This window comes from Allonocardiopsis opalescens (assembly GCF_003002095.1).
GTDB classification, from domain to species: domain Bacteria; phylum Actinomycetota; class Actinomycetes; order Streptosporangiales; family Streptosporangiaceae; genus Allonocardiopsis; species Allonocardiopsis opalescens.
Map to the genome: position 1 here is coordinate 1 of NZ_PVZC01000009.1, position 15604 is coordinate 15604.

The 15604-nt window shown below is 72.8% G+C and carries 15 protein-coding genes and 1 CRISPR repeat array (1 of these 16 cut by a window edge); of the genes, 6 read left to right on the plus strand and 9 right to left on the minus strand.

What is annotated here, in order from left to right; translation table 11 throughout:
- The first annotated feature begins 230 nt into the window (after window positions 1-230).
- Window positions 231-761 carry a GbsR/MarR family transcriptional regulator gene (locus CLV72_RS25715; protein WP_211303126.1) on the plus strand — a complete coding sequence of 177 codons (531 nt, stop codon included), beginning with the start codon at window positions 231-233 and terminating at the stop codon, window positions 759-761.
- Between the two features lie 101 nt (window positions 762-862).
- Here CLV72_RS25715 and hppD read toward each other — a convergent pair whose 3' ends face one another.
- Window positions 863-2065, minus strand: coding sequence for a 4-hydroxyphenylpyruvate dioxygenase (gene hppD, locus CLV72_RS25720; RefSeq protein ID WP_342755692.1), 1203 nt, complete (start codon window positions 2063-2065; stop codon window positions 863-865).
- A 262-nt stretch (window positions 2066-2327) separates the two neighbouring features.
- Between hppD and CLV72_RS25725 the strand changes: the two genes are divergently transcribed.
- Entirely contained in the window at window positions 2328-2807 is a 480-nt protein-coding gene (locus CLV72_RS25725; protein ID WP_106251408.1) for a DUF2975 domain-containing protein, read from the plus strand.
- Window positions 2807-3013: a helix-turn-helix domain-containing protein gene (locus tag CLV72_RS25730; protein ID WP_106251410.1), complete on the plus strand. Its 207-nt coding sequence runs from the start codon at window positions 2807-2809 to the stop codon at window positions 3011-3013. Before CLV72_RS25725 ends, CLV72_RS25730 begins: the two co-directional genes overlap by 1 nt.
- 20 nt (window positions 3014-3033) lie before the next feature.
- Here the strand turns inward: CLV72_RS25730 and CLV72_RS25735 are convergent, their stop codons facing one another.
- Both CLV72_RS25735 and CLV72_RS25740 read right to left on the minus strand, forming a co-directional pair.
- Window positions 3034-3417, minus strand: coding sequence for an ArsR/SmtB family transcription factor (locus CLV72_RS25735; protein WP_106252212.1), 384 nt, complete (start codon window positions 3415-3417; stop codon window positions 3034-3036).
- 150 nt (window positions 3418-3567) lie between these two features.
- Entirely contained in the window at window positions 3568-5034 is a 1467-nt protein-coding gene (locus CLV72_RS25740) for an NAD-dependent succinate-semialdehyde dehydrogenase (RefSeq protein WP_106251412.1), read from the minus strand.
- 165 nt (window positions 5035-5199) lie between these two features.
- Here CLV72_RS25740 and CLV72_RS25745 point away from each other — a divergent pair, with 165 nt between their 5' ends.
- The gene (locus tag CLV72_RS25745; protein ID WP_106251415.1) at window positions 5200-6456 is read left to right on the plus strand and encodes an aspartate aminotransferase family protein; all 1257 of its coding nucleotides are present in this window, start codon (window positions 5200-5202) and stop codon (window positions 6454-6456) included.
- Between the two features lie 239 nt (window positions 6457-6695).
- Here CLV72_RS25745 and CLV72_RS25750 read toward each other — a convergent pair whose 3' ends face one another.
- The 6 genes from CLV72_RS25750 to CLV72_RS25780 form a co-directional block, all read right to left on the minus strand.
- Window positions 6696-7157, minus strand: coding sequence for an RICIN domain-containing protein (locus tag CLV72_RS25750; protein WP_170141113.1), 462 nt, complete (start codon window positions 7155-7157; stop codon window positions 6696-6698).
- A gap of 425 nt (window positions 7158-7582) precedes the next feature.
- Window positions 7583-8401: an SDR family NAD(P)-dependent oxidoreductase gene (locus tag CLV72_RS25755; RefSeq protein WP_106251419.1), complete on the minus strand. Its 819-nt coding sequence runs from the start codon at window positions 8399-8401 to the stop codon at window positions 7583-7585.
- A 168-nt stretch (window positions 8402-8569) separates the two neighbouring features.
- Window positions 8570-9253 carry a hypothetical protein gene (locus CLV72_RS25760; RefSeq protein ID WP_106251422.1) on the minus strand — a complete coding sequence of 228 codons (684 nt, stop codon included), beginning with the start codon at window positions 9251-9253 and terminating at the stop codon, window positions 8570-8572.
- Window positions 9254-10136: 883 nt separating this feature from the next.
- Entirely contained in the window at window positions 10137-11336 is a 1200-nt protein-coding gene (locus CLV72_RS25770) for an ABC transporter substrate-binding protein (RefSeq protein ID WP_106251425.1), read from the minus strand.
- Between the two features lie 179 nt (window positions 11337-11515).
- On the minus strand, window positions 11516-12169 hold the full coding sequence (locus CLV72_RS25775; protein ID WP_245930452.1) for a phosphotransferase enzyme family protein: 654 nt from the start codon (window positions 12167-12169) through the stop codon (window positions 11516-11518).
- 382 nt (window positions 12170-12551) lie between these two features.
- Window positions 12552-13745, minus strand: a complete 1194-nt coding sequence (locus CLV72_RS25780; protein ID WP_106252215.1) for an FAD-dependent monooxygenase — start codon at window positions 13743-13745, stop codon at window positions 12552-12554.
- Window positions 13746-13815: 70 nt separating this feature from the next.
- On the opposite strand from CLV72_RS25780, the gene CLV72_RS25785 reads away from it, so the two are divergent.
- Window positions 13816-14475, plus strand: coding sequence for a TetR/AcrR family transcriptional regulator (locus CLV72_RS25785; RefSeq protein WP_245930453.1), 660 nt, complete (start codon window positions 13816-13818; stop codon window positions 14473-14475).
- Window positions 14476-14849: 374 nt separating this feature from the next.
- Window positions 14850-15377 carry a GNAT family N-acetyltransferase gene (locus CLV72_RS25790; RefSeq protein ID WP_245930454.1) on the plus strand — a complete coding sequence of 176 codons (528 nt, stop codon included), beginning with the start codon at window positions 14850-14852 and terminating at the stop codon, window positions 15375-15377.
- 195 nt (window positions 15378-15572) lie between these two features.
- A CRISPR array of direct repeats spans window positions 15573-15604; the repeat unit is 29 nt (it continues 424 nt past the right edge of the window).

A 15604-nucleotide genomic window follows, 5' to 3' on the forward strand; every position in this document is an offset into this window, starting at 1 on the left:
AACCCATGCACCTCACCAGCGGCCACCGACAGGTCCAAACCATCCACAGCACGCACCCGACCGAAACACTTCACCAAACCCGAAACAGAAATCGCCGTCGTCATGAGGCTCAACGTACAATGTCTTCAGAAAATCGTGAAGTCAATAAAACGTTAAAAGCGCCAGTAGGCTGCTGGGGCCCCGCGCGGGCCGGCAGACCGGAGACGGACGACGACAGGCATGGTGACGAGGTGACAGGAACGGACACGGAGCCGGACGGACGGCACGGCGGAGCCGACGACGAGGCCGGCCGGGTGATCGAGCGCTTCGCGCTGCTGCTGAGCGAGTCCGGCTGGCCCCGGATGCCCGCCCGGGTGTTCGTCGCCATCCTGATCGCGCCCGACGGCCGCCGCACCGCCGCCGAACTGGCCGAGACGCTGCGGATCAGTCCGGCCGCCGTGTCGGGCGCGGTCCGCTACCTCAGCCAGGTCGGCCTGGTCGCCCGCGAGCGCGAGCCCGGGCGGCGGCGCGACCACTACCGTCTCTACGACGACCTCTGGTACGAGTCGATCACCCGGCGCGACACGATGATCCAGCGCTGGGTGCAGTACTTGGGCGAGGGCGTGCAGGTGGTCGGGCCGGACACCCCGGCCGGGGCGCGGCTGGAGGAGACGCGCCAGTTCTTCGCCTTCATGCACGACGAGATCCCGCGCATCATCGACCGCTGGCGCGCGTACCGCGCGGCGCACGTCGACGGCGGGCCGCCGGCGGAAGAGGGCTGACCGGCGGCGCCGTGTGGAGCGCCGCCGGTCAGCCGGGCGCCGGCGCGCCCGGCCGGAGGGGGGCGGGGCCGGGCGCGCCTCAGGGCCGGTCCGTGGGGTTCCTAGAGGTTGCCGCGGCGCTCCTGCTCGCGTTCGATCGCCTCGAACAGGGCCTTGAAGTTGCCCTTGCCGAAGCCGAGCGAACCGTGCCGCTCGATCAGCTCGTAGAACACGGTGGGGCGGTCGCCGATCGGCTTGGTGAAGATCTGCAGCAGGTAGCCGTCCTCGTCGCGGTCCACCAGCACGCGGTGCCGCTTCAGCTCCTCGATCGGCACCCGCACCTCGCCGATCCTGGCGCGCAGCTCGGGGTCGTCGTAGTAGGAGTCCGGGGTGTCCAGGAACTCCACTCCGGCCGCGCGCATGGCGCTGACGGTGGCGACGATGTCATTGGTGGCCAGCGCGATGTGCTGGCAGCCCGGGCCGCCGTAGAACTCCAGATACTCGTCGATCTGCGACTTCCTGCTGGCCACGGCGGGCTCGTTGAGCGGGAACTTCACCCGGTGGTTGCCGTTGGAGACCACCTTGCTCATCAGCGCGGAGTAGTCGGTGGCGATGTCGTCGCCGATGAACTCCGCCATGTTCACGAAGCCCATGACCCGGTTGTACCAGTCGACCCAGTAGTCCATCCGGCCCAGCTCGACATTGCCGACGCAGTGGTCGACCGCCTGGAACAGCCGCGCCGGGGCGCCCGCCGGGCGCTCGACCGTGCTCTGCGCGGCCTCGAAGCCGGGCAGGTAGGGGCCGTGGTAGCGGGAGCGGTCGATCAGGCTGTGCCGGGTCTCGCCGTAGGCGGCCAGCACGGCGCGGCGCACCGTGCCGTGCTCGTCGGACACGTCCTCGGGCTCCGCCAGCACGGTGGCGCCCTGCGCGCGGGCGTGCTCGACGCAGCGGTCCACGTCGGCCACCTCCAGGGCGAGGTCGACGACGCCGTCGCCGTGCCTGCGGTGGTGGTCGAGCAGCGGGCTGTCCGGCGCCACGCCGCCGGTGATCACGAAGCGGGCCGAGCCGGAGGTGAGCACGAAGGACTTGCGGTCGCGCCGGCCCGTCTCCGGGCCCGAGTAGGCGACCAGCCGCATGCCGAAGGCGACCTGGTAGAACCAGGCGGTCTGGGTGGCGTTGCCGACCACGAACTCGACCGCGTCCATGGCCCGCACCGGGAAGGGGTCCTTGCTCGCGTCGTAGTCGACCAGGCCGACCAGCTGCCTGAGCTGGTCGTAGCTGACGTCGTCGAGCCGGCCGTCCGGCCGGTTCAGGGTCTCGGCCACCGCGTCCTCCTGCGAGTCGATCCGGAATCGGTCATTTCGCTGAGGGAAGCATGAATTAGCTCGTCATAGTGCGCAAGAGAATGTTGATCTACTGCACATCTTGCTCAGCAATATTGCGGAACCACCGTGCGGCGGTGCACAGCTTGGCCACGTACCGGCGGCCCCGATCAGCCCCCTACCCTCGTTCACGGCCCAGGTACAGCAGCCGATGCCATCGAGCACGCCTATTGACTTTCGATAGTAAATTATCGAAGATCGATGCATGTTGTCAGAACGATGGGCGGTAGCCCTTCTCCGGGTCTTCCTCGTGCTGCTGTTCGGGATACTGGTGGTGTTCCAGACCCTCTCCCTCCCGGGCCAGTTCGCCTACATGGCCGAGCAGTCGCCCGACGAGGCGTACCTGCGCTGGCCGCTGACCGCCGTGGCGGTGTTCCTGGTGCTGTGCGTCCAAGTGGTCGTGGTCTCCACCTGGCGGCTGCTCACCCTGGTGCGCAAGGACCGCATCTTCAGCAAGGCGTCGCTGGCCTGGGTGGACGCGATCGTGTGGGCCATCGCCGTCGCCTGGCTGGTCTTCCTGGGCCTGTTCGTCTACGTCGTCACCGGGGCGGACGACCCCGGGGCGCCGATGCTGATGCTCTTGATGCTGATCAGCGGCGCCGTACTGGGACTGCTGATGGTGGTGATGCGCGCCCTGCTGCGGCGGGCGACCACACTGCGGACCGACCTGGAAGCGGTGATCTGATGCCGATCGTGGTGCGCATCGACGTCGAGCTGGCGAAACGCAAGATGAGCGTGAACGAGTTCGCCGAACGCGTCGGGCTCACGCCCGCGAACGTGGCGGTCCTGAAGAACGGCCGCGCCAAGGCCGTGCGCTTCAGCACGCTGGAGGCCATGTGCCGGGTGCTCGACTGCCAGCCCGGCGACCTGCTCGAATGGGTCGAGGGCTGAGGTTCCGGTGCGGCGCCGCGCTAGGCCGTGCGCTCCTGGCCGGTCCCGTCCGCCTCGTCCTCGGCGCGGCGCTCGGCGAGCCGGCGCTCGCGCGCGCCGCGGGCCAGTTCGGTGGCGAGCGCGTCCAGCGGCTGCGACCAGAAGCCCCGGTAGCGCTCCAGCCAGGCGTCGACCTCGCGCAGCGGCCCGGGGTCGACGGCGTACAGGCGCCGGGTGCCCTCGGGCCGGACGGTGGCGAAGCCGTGCTCGCGCAGCACCCGTAGGTGCTGGGAGACGGCCGGTTGCGAGATGCCGAACTCCGCGCGGATCACCGAGGTGACCTCTCCGGCGGTGCGCTCGCCCTCGGCCAGCAGCTCCAGGATCCGCCGCCGGACCGGATCGCCGAGTACGTCGAAGGCGTGCATGCCCTCCAGCATATGACCTCGGTCTTATATAGCACCGGGCCCGCGGCGCCCGGTGAGCCCGGCGCGGTCCGATCCGCCCCCGGCACCGGACGCGTGCGGCCCCGCCGCCCGCGCCGGGGGCGCGGGGCGGCGGGGAGCGCGGGCCTGGGGCTACAGTCCGCCGATGGCGACGTACTTGACCTCCAGGAACTCCTCGATGCCGAGGCGGCCGCCCTCGCGGCCGAGGCCGGACTGCTTGATGCCACCGAAGGGCGCGGCGGGGGTGGAGACCACCCCCCTGTTCAGGCCGACCATGCCGGTCTCCAGCGACTCCGCCACCCGCAGCGCGCGGGTGACGTCCTGGGTGAACACGTAGCCGACCAGGCCGAACTCGGTGTCGTTGGCGGCGGCCAGCGCCTCCTCCTCGGTGTCGAAGGGGGTGATCGGCGCGACCGGGCCGAAGATCTCGGTCTCGGCCAGCTCCGCCTCACGCGGTACGTCGACCAGCACGGTGGGCGGGTAGAAGTAGCCGGGTCCTTCGGGTGCCTCCCCGCCCACCAGCGCCTTCGCGCCGCGGCCGAGGGCGTCGTCCACCAGGCTCTGCACCTTCTGGCGCGCCTTGGCGTCGATGAGCGGGCCGACCTGCACGCCGTCGTCGGCGCCGTGGCCCGAGCGCAGCGCCGCCATGCGCGCGGCCAGCCGCTCGCCGAACTCCGCGGCCACGCCCGACTGCACGTAGAAGCGGTTCGCGGCCGTGCACGCCTCGCCGATGTTGCGCATCTTGGCCAGCATCGCGCCGTCGACGGCGGCGTCGAGGTCGGCGTCGTCGAAGACGAGGAACGGGGCGTTGCCGCCCAGCTCCATCGAGGTGCGCACCACCTGCCCCGCGCTCTGCTCCAGCAGGGTGCGGCCGACGCCGGTGGAGCCGGTGAAGGACAGCTTGCGCACCCGTCCGTCGCGCAGCAGCGGCTCGATGACCTCGCCCGGGCTGGTGGTGGTGACGACGTTCAGCACGCCGTCGGGCAGCCCCGCCTCGGCCAGGATCGCGGCCAGCGCCAGCGAGCACAGCGGGGTCTGGTGGGCGGGCTTGAGCACCATCGTGCAGCCCGCCGCGACAGCCGGGCCGATCTTGCGGGTGCCCATGGCCATCGGGAAGTTCCAGGGGGTGACCAGCACGCTGGGGCCGACCGGCTGGCGCATGACCAGCAGCCGGCTGGCGCCGTCGGGCGCCACGGCGTAGCCGCCGTCGACGCGCACGGCCTCCTCGGCGAACCAGCGGAAGAACTCGGCGGCGTAGGCGATCTCAGCGCGCGACTCGGCGAGAGGCTTGCCCATCTCCAGCGTCATCAGCAGGGCGAGGTCGTCCTGGCGGGACATGATCAGCTCGAAGGAGCGGCGCAGGATCTCGCCGCGCTCGCGGGGCGGGGTGCGCCCCCAGCCGGGCTGGGCGGCGACGGCGGCGTCCAGGGCGGCGCGGGCGTCGTCGGTGCCGCCGTCGGCCACCTCGCACAGGGTCTCGCCGGTGGCGGGATCCTCGACGGCGAACCGCCTCCCGGTGGCCGGCGCACGCCATGCGCCGCCGACGAGGAGCTCCTTGGGGACGTCGGCCACGACCTTCCCGGCACGTTCAGCAGTCACGGTAGTGCTCCCTCCAACGGGTTCAGCTCGCCTGACAGGGCCATCATGCCTTCCGCCGCTGCCCGGCCACCGCACCGGTCACCCGGCGCGATGCCTGGACAGGGCGCACCGCCGATGGTTTCATAACGTTGTCGATTGTCGACAATCCTACTGGCAGGAGGGAACATGGCCCAGCTGTCCCCGGTCCTCAAGCAGGCGACTCCCGTACTGGCCGCGCGGGGCGAGGGCGTGTACCTCTACGGCGAAGACGGCCGCCGCCACCTCGACTTCACCGCTGGCATCGGCGTCACCAGCACCGGCCACTGCCACCCCCGGGTGGTCGAGGCCGCGCAGCGGCAGGTCGCCACCCTCGTCCACGGCCAGTACACCACCGTCATGCACCGGCCGCTGCTCGACCTCACCGACCGGCTCGGCGAGGTGCTGCCGCCCGCGCTCGACTCGCTGTTCTTCCTGAACTCCGGCAGCGAGGCCGTCGAGGCGGCCGTGCGCCTGGTCCGGCACGCCACCGGGCGGCAGAACATCCTGGTCTGCCACGGCTCCTTCCACGGCCGCACCATGGGCGCCGCCGCGCTGACCACCGCGGGCACCAAGTTCCGGGCCGGCATCGGCCCGCTGATGCCCGGTGTCGCGGTCACCCCGTTCCCCTTCGCCTACCGCTACGGCTGGACCGAGGACGAGGCCGTCGCCTTCGCCCTGCGCGAGCTGGACTACGTCCTGGCCACCACCAGCCCGCCCGCCGACACCGCCGCCGTTTTCGTGGAACCGGTCCTCGGCGAGGGCGGCTACGTCCCGACCCCCGCCGCGTTCATGGAGGGCCTGCGCGAACGCGCCGACCGGCACGGCTTCCTGCTCGTCGCCGACGAGGTGCAGACCGGCTTCGGCCGCACCGGCCGCTTCTGGGGCCACCAGCACTCCGCCGCCGTCCCCGACGTCATCGTCACCGCCAAGGGCCTGGCCAGCGGCTTCCCGCTCTCGGCCATCGCCGCGCCGCGCGCCCTGATGGAGAAGGCGTGGCCCGGCTCCCAGGGCGGCACCTACGGCGGCAACGCCGTCGCCTGCGCCGCCGCCATCGCCACCCTCGACGTCATCCGCGACGAGAAGCTGGTCGACAACGCCGCCCGCATGGGCGACCGCCTACTCGCCGGCCTCCGCACCATCGCCGAACGCCACCCCGAGATCGGCGACGTCCGCGGCCGCGGCCTCATGGCCGCCACCGAGTTCACCACCGTCACCGGCACCCCCGACACCGCCCTCGCCCAACGCGCCCTCACCGAATCCGCCGAGCGCGGCCTGCTCCTGCTCCCGTGCGGCGCCCACAGCAACACGGTCCGCATGATCCCGGCTCTGGTCGTCAATGAGTCGCAGATCGACGACGCCTTGTCGGTGTGGGGGGAGGCGGTGGAGGCGGCGGTGAAGGGGTAGGGCGGAGCAAACGGCCGGCCGGCCGGGATCGACGGCCCGCGGCGGCAGGGCGGTCGGGTGGGCGTGGCACCGCCGCCCACCTGTTCCGCACCCGCCCCTGCGGGCTCCGTCGACCCGCCGCACCGTCGCGCCTCGGTGCCCGGGGCCACACCTCCCCGGGCACCGCCGGTGCCGCCGACGCGGCCCGCCCGCATGCGGCACGGACCCGGAGCGTCAGGCGGTCATCCTGATACCGCTGTTCAGATCAGCCGCCACTCCTGGTTGGGGCGCCCTTCCACGCACGTCGCCTGGACCACCCGGGCTCCGTTGGCCACAGCGCTGTTCTGCACCTCCAGGCACTTGCCGCTGTGCCGGGCCACCACGGCGAAGTACCCATTGGATCGCTGGTCGAGCCGCCACTGCTGGTTCATCCGGTACCGGCCGGGCTGCTCCTCCACGCACTGCCACTGATGGACCGTGCCGCCCTCGGCATTGCTCGCCTCGGCGACGTCCAGGCACAGGCCGCTGTGGACGGCGCGGACGGTGTAGTACCCGTCCGTCGTGGCGATGAAGTTCCACTCCTGGTTCCGCCGGTCCTCATAGCAGTCCCACTGCTGGACGTACTGACCGTTGTTGAGGCTCGCCTCCGCGACATCCAGACACTTCTGCGTGTGATGGGTCACCAGCCTCGCGTCGGTGAACGGGGAGCGGAGCTGCGTCATGGCACCCCCGGCGTCGGCATACGCGGGGACGGCGGACAGGGCCGCCACAAGCGCCCCGACCACCAGAGCACCGAAGGATGCGGCAAAACGTCGCCTTGCTGTTTCCATGTTGTTCTCCTTACCGAGCCGCGCCCACGACCAGGGCGGCTTCACAATCCATTTACTCTCGGTAAGAATTCATCAACCCAGAGTGGCCATATCCGGCCGCCAGTGAATGCGAACCGTCATTGACCTGCGCGCTCACAATTACGGGCGAACAGCGCACACGCCCGCAGAAGGGCCACGAAACCTTCGGGCGCCGCGATGAACCTGCTCGACAGCACGCAGCGGCCCCGGGAACACTTCCCGCGCCGGGATGCCGTCGCTGAGCGCCGGGCCACGACCCGCGCCGAGCGGTCGTCCAGCGCGGGGACGGGCCCGGAGCCTCAGCCGCCGTGGAGCAGCTTGCGGGTGACCTCGTGCAGCTCGCGCTGGAAGTACGGGTCGCAGGCGGTCTCGCTGGGCTGGGTGGGGATGCCGTCGTCCAGGTAGGCGCCGGAGTGCACGTCGGCGCTGAGGGCGGCCTGGACGATGTTGCGGGCGCCGTGCTCGATGGGCTCGCCGACGGGGCCGTACATGGCGTGCAGCAGCCGGGTGGCGATGACGCCGGGGCTGATGCTCACGACGCTCGGGCGCGGCGCGGGCGCCTCGGTGGCCAGCCACTGGGCGTGCGCGATCATCGCGAGCTTGGAGCGGGCGTAGGCCGTGGTGGGGCTGTAGGGATGGCGTTCGAGGTTGATGTCGTCCAGCGGGAGCACGGCGGAGGCGTGCGTGGCCGACGCGACGTGCACCACCCGTCCGGCCGCGCGCAGTACCCGGGGCATCAGCAGCTCGGTGAGCAGGACGGCGGCCAGGTAGTTGGTCTGGAGGGTGGCCTCGTTGCCGTCGGCGCTCAGCCGACGCCGCTCGGGGCCGGGGCGTCCGGCGTTGTTGATCAGCACGTCGACCTCGTCGGTCAGCTCCCCCACCTGCGTGGCGAGCGTGTCGACGGCGGCCAGCTCGTCGAAGTCGGCTTGGATGTAGCTCACCTCGGCGTCGCCCTGCTCGCGCACGTCCGCGATCAGCTGCTTCACCTCGTGCTCCGGCTCCGGACCGTGCACCACCAGGCGGCGCGTGCGCCGAGTGAGGAGTCCGGCGGCGGCCGCGCCGATCCCGCTCGTCGCCCCCGTGAGCACGATGGTTCCGACCGTCCTGTACGACGACATGGCTTCTCCGTTCCCGCTACGGATTCAGCCCGTTCCCCGCGCCGCACCGGTTCATGCCGGAACCCGGTTCTGTTGTCGCCTTCCGTCGGGCCGTGCGGATTCCGTCCCCGGCGTCACCGCTCTCGGTCGGCCGCCGCCGCACGGCGGGTTCCGGGTCCGGTCGGGACTTCAGCCCTGGTGCCAGGTGAACAGGTCGGGGCGGTGGTGGCGGGTGTGGGCGAGCAGCTGGTTGGTGTGGTCCTCGGGGCCCGCCGACGCGAACGAGATCGCCACCAGCCACAGTCCGGTGCGCGGGTCGCGCGGCTGCGCGGCCAGCCGCTGCCGCAGCCACTGCGGCGCGCGCGGCGGCACCACCCGTTCGCCCCAGCCCTTGAGCCCCTGGGACCGCAGCTCCGGCACGTGCACCATCGCGCCGGACCGCCGACCGGCCGCCCTGGCCGCGCCCGGCTTGGTCAACTGGTCGTGCACGGTGCCGACCTCGGTGACGTCGGGCCACCGCATCCGCAGCTGGAAGCCCTGGGTGTCGCGCAGCTCCACCCCGGTCGGCGACACCACCACCGTCGTGCCGGTGACCGCCCGCCGCGCCTTGTGTACCAGCGACCAGGCCGCGACCGCCACCGCGACCAGGCCGACCGCCGCGCCGCCCAGCACACCGATGCCCTCGGCCGCCGTCTCGAACACGATCGACCCGAGCAGCAGCATGACCACGAAGAGCAGGCCGAGCAGCGGCAGGAACGGGAGCACGAACCGCCACACGGACGCCGCGACCGGCCGCAGCACCACCGCCCCCGGCTGCCCGGGAACCGGCCAGTACGAGCCTGGAGCACCGTTCGAACCCTGTGCGTCGACCATCCGGGTAGGTTAACGCGCCGTCGGCGGTGCGGGGGGAGCTGGTGGAGGGGGTCAGGCCGCCGCGCCTGCCTCGATCTCCAGCAGCCACGCCCGTGGCAGCTGCCGGTGATGATGGTCGTCAGGGCGGGGCTGTGGTCCCCCAGGACCTCCTGGCGGATCCGCGCATTGGCCTCCTGGTGGCGCCGGTCGGACAGGAAGACGGTGACCTTCACCAGATCGCGCAGGGTCATGTCCGCCGCCGCCAGCACGGACTCCACATTGCGCCAGGCCAGTCGGCTGGCCGCCGAAGTCGCCCGGGACGCGGCCGTCGCCGTCCTCCGGAACCTGGCCGCTGACGAACAGCAGCCGTGCGGCGCCGGTGACCAGGGCGCCCTGCCCGTAGGACCGCTGCCGCTGCCCGATCGTGGTGAGGTGCACGCATGCACGAGGTGCGATGGCGCGCGGTCGGATCGCCGTCGTGCTCGGGGGTGCCGTGTCCAGGGCCGTCGTCGGCCTGTGGACGGGCGGGCGGCGCCAAAGGGGTGTTTTCCACAGATTCGGCCGTGGGCCTGGCTGGGGGGCTTGACAGCCGGGAGGCTCGTGGGGCGGCTTTTCCTTGCCGTGGGGTGGTTTGCCCCCGGTCGGGTGGGGCGTGGGTGGGGCGTGGATGGGGCCGGCATTGGGCGAGGACCAGACCGGATGGCCGACGCCTGAGGACGGCGGGGGCGGTCGAGCCGGTGCCCCGCCCCCGTCAACCCGCTCCCGGCTCCGCGCAGTGGCCCGGGCGGCGCGGTGGGCGTCGCACGCACCCCGGGCGGCGCAGGGCGGGCCGCCGGTAGGCCGCCGTCAGGTGCGAGGCGCCGCCCACGGCCCGTCCGTCCTGGGTTCGTGCCATCCGCGCGGCCTAGTGGGCGGGCGTGAGCTCGGCCTCGACGGCGAGCTCGGGCAGCCGGGTGTTGGTGACGACGGCGAGTTCGTGCGGATGTCGCCCGCCCCGCAGCCACTGGCCGCCGACCAGCGGCACCAGGGCGACGTTGGGCGTGGGGCCGCTGGTCCAGTCGAGCCGTCCGGCCATCGTCTCCAGGTCGGTGCGGCCGACGGCGTCCGCCACGGACCGCCGGTCGGTGGGGTCGGCGGCCGTCGAGAGCGCGTGCACGGCAACCTCGATCAGGGCGTAGGCCAGGCCGAGCGGCTGGAGCCACTGCTTCCCGGTCCGCTGCTCGTAGTCGTCGGCCAGTTCGGCCGCGCCGAAGTCCTCCAGTGACGACCGGAAGGGGTGCCGCGGCGTCCAGTAGACGAGCGTCGCCACCCCCGCATCGTCCAGCGCCTCCGCCGCGGCGCCGCGCGGATAGGCCAGCCAGCGCGAGCAGGTGAGCAGCCGCGGCCGCAGCCCGCCCTCGCGCGCCTGCCGCCAGAACAGGGCCAGGTCCGCCGCGGTGGAGGCGCTGGTCACGACGTCGGCGCCGGCGGCACGGAAGCGGTCCACGTGCGCACGGAGGTCCGCCGCGGGCTCCCGGTAGCCGCCCGCCTCCACCAGCTTGTGGCCGCGGGCCTCGGCCGCGGGCGCGAAGCCGTACTCGGGATGGCGCAGCAGGGCGCCCTGGACGTCGTCGTTCCACAGGCATCCCACGGTCCGCGCCGGTCCGAGCCGCTCCCACATCTCCGCGAAGACGGCCGCGATGTCGTCCAGCCCCCAGGCGAAGTGGTACGTCCACGTGAAGGGGTGCTCCGGGTCGGCGCCGCGCCCGTAGACGTACGCCTGCCAGGGGAAGGTCGTGGAGACGCAGGCCACCCCGATCTCCTCGCAGGCGTCGGCGACGGCGGGCAGCACCTTCGTTCCGGCCATGGTCACCACCACCCGCACCCCGTCGGCCTCGACCAGTTCGCGGACCGCCCGCCGCGCCGCCTCGGGCTCCGAACGACTGTCGCGGACGGCCAGGCGCACGGCATAGCGGCGGCCGCCGTTGACCACCGCGGTGAGTCGCGGCGCGAGCCGGTCCAGCACATAGGAGAGCGGATCGCCCAGCTGGGACAGCCGCCCTGTCCGGGGCACCACCGCGCCGACGCACAGTTCCCTGCCACCCGCCGTCCCCGATGCCACCATGCGACTCCCCTCACAGTCAGCTACACACTGTTGCGCATCGTAATATCCGCTGGCTGGAGCCGGTGGTGTATTGGCCATACGCCCGGAATCCGCGCAGTGGTCACCCCGACGGGACGACTCCGATGACGGTCCGGACCGAGCGACGGCACCCTCCGCCGCCGGCAAGGTCGAGGGTCAGGTCAGCAGGCCGCGGCTGCGGCGGTACACCAGCCGGCTGCGGCGCTCGTCGACGTGGGTGAGGCCCAGCGCGGGTGCCGCCCACGCGATGACGCCGGCCGCGGCCACGATCCCGGCCAGGCGACCGGGAGCAGGTCCAGTTCGGACCGGCTCAGCGCCCGCACCTTCCGGTACCCGGCCACGGCGGCCTCGGCGAGGTCGACGGGCAACCGCCGGTCAGGCCGCTCCACGGCCGGGTAGTGGCAGAACCAGGCCGGATCGGCCGATGGTTTCGGCTCGTCGAAGTCGAGCACCGCGGTCACGTCGCCGTCGTCCACCAGCAGGTCACGCCGGTGCAGGTCATGGTGGAGCGGACCGGAGGGCTGCCGGGCCGGCGGCGACAGGGCCGCACCGTGTCGCACGGTGAAGGCGCGCGTCATCGCACGCCACTCGTCGGCCCCGGCCGGATCGACCTGGCCACCGACCACTCGGTCGATGAGGCCGAGACGGTCGATCACCCGGATCCGATCGTCGACCCAGCCCGGCGTGAGCAGGTGCATCCGGGCCGGCGGCGCACCGCACCACTCGGCGGGACACCGCCGGAGACGAACGGGAACACGGCGACGGTGCCCGCCTTCAAGCAGTGCCGGCTCGCCGCTGCCGGCGAGGAAGGGCACGGGTGCGGGGAGGTCGCAGCGCCCCAGGAACTCCACCAGGCGGCCATGACCTTGTCCGCCCCGGACCGCAGACACTCGCGCACCACCACTTCGCCCCGGTCAGGCGCCATCCGGACCTTGCGGTTGTCCTCTCCGCCGTCGAGCGGCTGCGCCGCACCGGAGGGAGCGCAGCCGAACCGCGCCGGCACCGCCGGGAAGTCGATGTACTCCATGCCCGCCTCTGGTCCTGCCCGGGCGGATCTCCGCGAGCGGCATCCCCGCTCCGGCGGCCGACGGCGTCCGACCGCGACCCGTCCGGCCACACCCGAAAGGCCCGCGACGAGCGCCGCGGCCGAGCGGAAATGGCGGCGGACACCTGCGTACCGCCGCCCTTGCCCCCCTGCTACCGGAGCCGCCCCGCACGCCCGTCCGGTGCCGGCGGACGCCACTCGAGCGCGGATTCGAGCGAGCCGTAGAACAGCTGCGGCGCGAAGCGGCCGACCGCGGCGAGCGCCGTATCGCGGAGGGCGCGGACGACGTGCGAGCGCGTCTGGACGACGGAGCCGACCCGGGCGGACTGGCGGGCGATCCGGGAGGTCCGCGGCAGCCGGGCGTCCGTGTAACGGGCCAGGGCGGCGGGGACCTGGTCGGCGGCCAGGAAGCGGGCCAGGGTCACCGCGTCCTCGATCGCCTGGCAGCCGCCCTGGCCGAGGTACGGGGTCATGGCGTGCGCGGCGTCGCCGACCAGGGCGACGCGGCCCCGGTGGAACGCGGGCGGCGGGGTGGCGAGCCAGTAGATGTCGTTGCGCAGCACGTCGTCGGGGTCGACGGCGTCCAGCGCCTTCGGGATCGGGGCGTGCCATCCGCCGAAGCGGCGGACCAGTTCGGCGCGCTCGTCCGCCGCCCGCTGTCCGGGCGGGGCGGGCACGGCGAAGTACAGGTACACGCCGCCGTCCGCGAGCGGCATCACCCCCACCACCGCGCCGCGGCCCCACGTCTCGGTGGACGACAGGCCGGAGCCGAGCGGCGGCGTGAGGATGCGCCAGACGGTGTGCCCCGAGTAGACCGGGCCGGGCAGGTCGGGGAAGAGGGCGGCGCGCGTGCGCGAGTCGATGCCGTCGGCGGCGACGACCAGGTCGGCCTCGATCTCGGTCGCCGCTCCGCTCACGGTGGCGCGCACCAGGGCCGGCCGCCGCTCGTCACCGGGTTCGACCTCTGTCACCTGCGCCGACGCGCGGACCGCGCCGCTCGGCAGCCCGCCGGCGAGGAGATCGACCAGCGCCGAGCGCCGGACCACCGCCGCCGTCTCACCGAAGCGCCGCTGCAGTTCGGCGGCGTCGATCCGGATCATCCACCGCCCGTCGGGACGGCACACGCCGCCCATGCCGAGCGCCGAGAGCGCCCGCACGTCCGCTCCGACGCCGATCGCGTCCAGTCCGCGCAGCGCGTTCGGCGCGACGGCCAGTCCCGCTCCGACCGGCCGCAGGCCGTCGGCCCGCTCGAACACGGTGACCTGCCATCCGCCGTCGACCAGCCCGCGGGCGGCGGTCAGCCCGCCGATCCCGGCCCCGATCACCACGGCTCGCCTGCCGTCCATCGCCATCCCACCCTCTACATCTGTAGTGTTCGAAATTCTACAGGTGTAGAGGAAGCGCTACCATCCAGGGGTGACCGAATCCGCGGCCCGACGCGTCGAACTCATCGCCCGCACGGCGATGCGCCTGGTCGCCGAGCGCGGCCTCCGCGGCCTCACCCACCGCGCCGTCGACGAGGCCGCCGGCCTTCCGGCCGGCTCGACCTCGTACCACGCCCGCACCCGCGCCCGGCTGCTGGAGATCACGCTGCGCCACCTGGCCGACGAGACCACCAGGCAGCTCGCGCCCCTCGCCGAGGCGCTCCCCGGCCCGGGCGACGGACCGCCCGGCACCCCGTCCCCCTGGAGCAGGGACGCCCTCGCCGACGTGCTCGCCGACTTCGTCCACACCGGCATCACCCGCGACCCCGCCCGCATGCGCGCCCGCTACGAACTCGCCCTGGAGTCGGTACGCCGCCCTGAACTGCGCGCCATCTACGACGAACTGAGCGCCGCCTTCCACCGGTTCGCCGCCACCGTCCTCACCCGGGCGGGATCGCCTGAACCGGCCCGCCACGCCCGCACCGCCATCGCCTGGACCGACGGTCTCATCTTCGACAGCCTCGTCGGCGGCGGCGCGGCCTCTCCCCCGACCCGGGAGGAACTCCGCTGCGCCGCGACGGAGATGCTGGCCGGGCTGCTCGATGGTCCGACCACCACCGACTCCGCCTCGGCGCCCGACGGCGTCCGTTGACGGCAACCGGTGCCAGGAGCCGTCATCCCGACAACGGCCTCAGGGCGACGGCCTCCGCCGCCGCGCGCCTCACGCGCCTTCCCGGTGAGTTGCCATACCTGTTCGCCCCGACGGGCGTGGCGTCGTCAGGTGCGAGTGGAGGGCACCGTGTGCGCGTGGCGTGTTAGCGTGATCCACGCGAAGGGATGTTCCCTCGGTTCAGAGACCTGTTGAGGAGGTGGGGTTGATGACCGCCGTGGCGGTGGCCGCCGGTTTCGGTGCGCCCTCCAACCCCATGTCCTCGGTTTCCCGCTGATTCGCTCGGTCGCGGCCGTCCGTTGCGACGTCCTCGCCTGACGCAGTCGGGAGCCCCTTTGCGAAAAGGATTCCCTTCGTTGTCCACAGACCATGACCTGTCCGGCGCCTGGACCACCCGCGCCGAGACCGAGCAGGACGTCCCCGCGATCCGCGAGGTCAACCTCGCAGCCTTCCCCACCTCGTTCGAGGCCGACCTGGTCGAGGCGCTACGCGCCGATCCGGCCTGGGTGCCGGAACTGTCCGTCGTCGCCGTCTCCCATGACGGCACCGTGGCCGGCTACGCACTGCTCACGCGCTGCCAGGTGGACGGCGTCCCAGCGCTGGCACTCGGGCCGTGCGCGGTGCTGCCGCGCTTCCAGCGGCGCGGCGCCGGTTCGGCCGCGATCCGCGCCGGACTCTCGGCCGCCCGCGACCTCGGCGAAAACCTGGTGCTGGTACTCGGCCACCCCGAGTACTACCCGAGGTTCGGCTTCGTGCCGGCGTCGCGGTACGGGATACGGCCGTCCTTCGAAGTGCCGGACGAGGCGATGATGGCACTCGTCTTCGACGACACCGTGCCAGTGCCGAGCGGGACGATCGTCTACCCCGCGCCCTTCGGCGTCTGACCGGGGCGGGGCGCCGGGCCGGACTCCCCTGGCCCGGCGTCCCGCAGGTCGGAGCTGAGGCGCGGACCATGCGCATGGTGGGACGTATCCCCGCGCGGAGTGCCCGATCGAGGCGTGGTGCATCGGCACCACCGAGCAAGGACCATCCCCGCGCGGGGAGCACTAGGTGTCCTGGCTGGAGGTGCGGCGCCGCGCGGAACCATCCCCGCGCGCGCGGGGAGCACATC

Coding starts and splice junctions, on each gene's coding strand:
- CLV72_RS25725 (WP_106251408.1), top strand. CDS start 2,328: ATGTTGTCAGAACGATGGGCGGTAGCCCTTCTCCGGGTCTTCCTCGTG.
- CLV72_RS25730 (WP_106251410.1), top strand. CDS start 2,807: ATGCCGATCGTGGTGCGCATCGACGTCGAGCTGGCGAAACGCAAGATG.
- CLV72_RS25735 (WP_106252212.1), bottom strand. CDS start 3,417: ATGCACGCCTTCGACGTACTCGGCGATCCGGTCCGGCGGCGGATCCTG.
- CLV72_RS25745 (WP_106251415.1), top strand. CDS start 5,200: ATGGCCCAGCTGTCCCCGGTCCTCAAGCAGGCGACTCCCGTACTGGCC.
- CLV72_RS25750 (WP_170141113.1), bottom strand. CDS start 7,157: ATGACGCAGCTCCGCTCCCCGTTCACCGACGCGAGGCTGGTGACCCAT.
- CLV72_RS25755 (WP_106251419.1), bottom strand. CDS start 8,401: ATGTCGTCGTACAGGACGGTCGGAACCATCGTGCTCACGGGGGCGACG.
- CLV72_RS25760 (WP_106251422.1), bottom strand. CDS start 9,253: ATGGTCGACGCACAGGGTTCGAACGGTGCTCCAGGCTCGTACTGGCCG.
- CLV72_RS25770 (WP_106251425.1), bottom strand. CDS start 11,336: ATGGTGGCATCGGGGACGGCGGGTGGCAGGGAACTGTGCGTCGGCGCG.
- CLV72_RS25780 (WP_106252215.1), bottom strand. CDS start 13,745: ATGGACGGCAGGCGAGCCGTGGTGATCGGGGCCGGGATCGGCGGGCTG.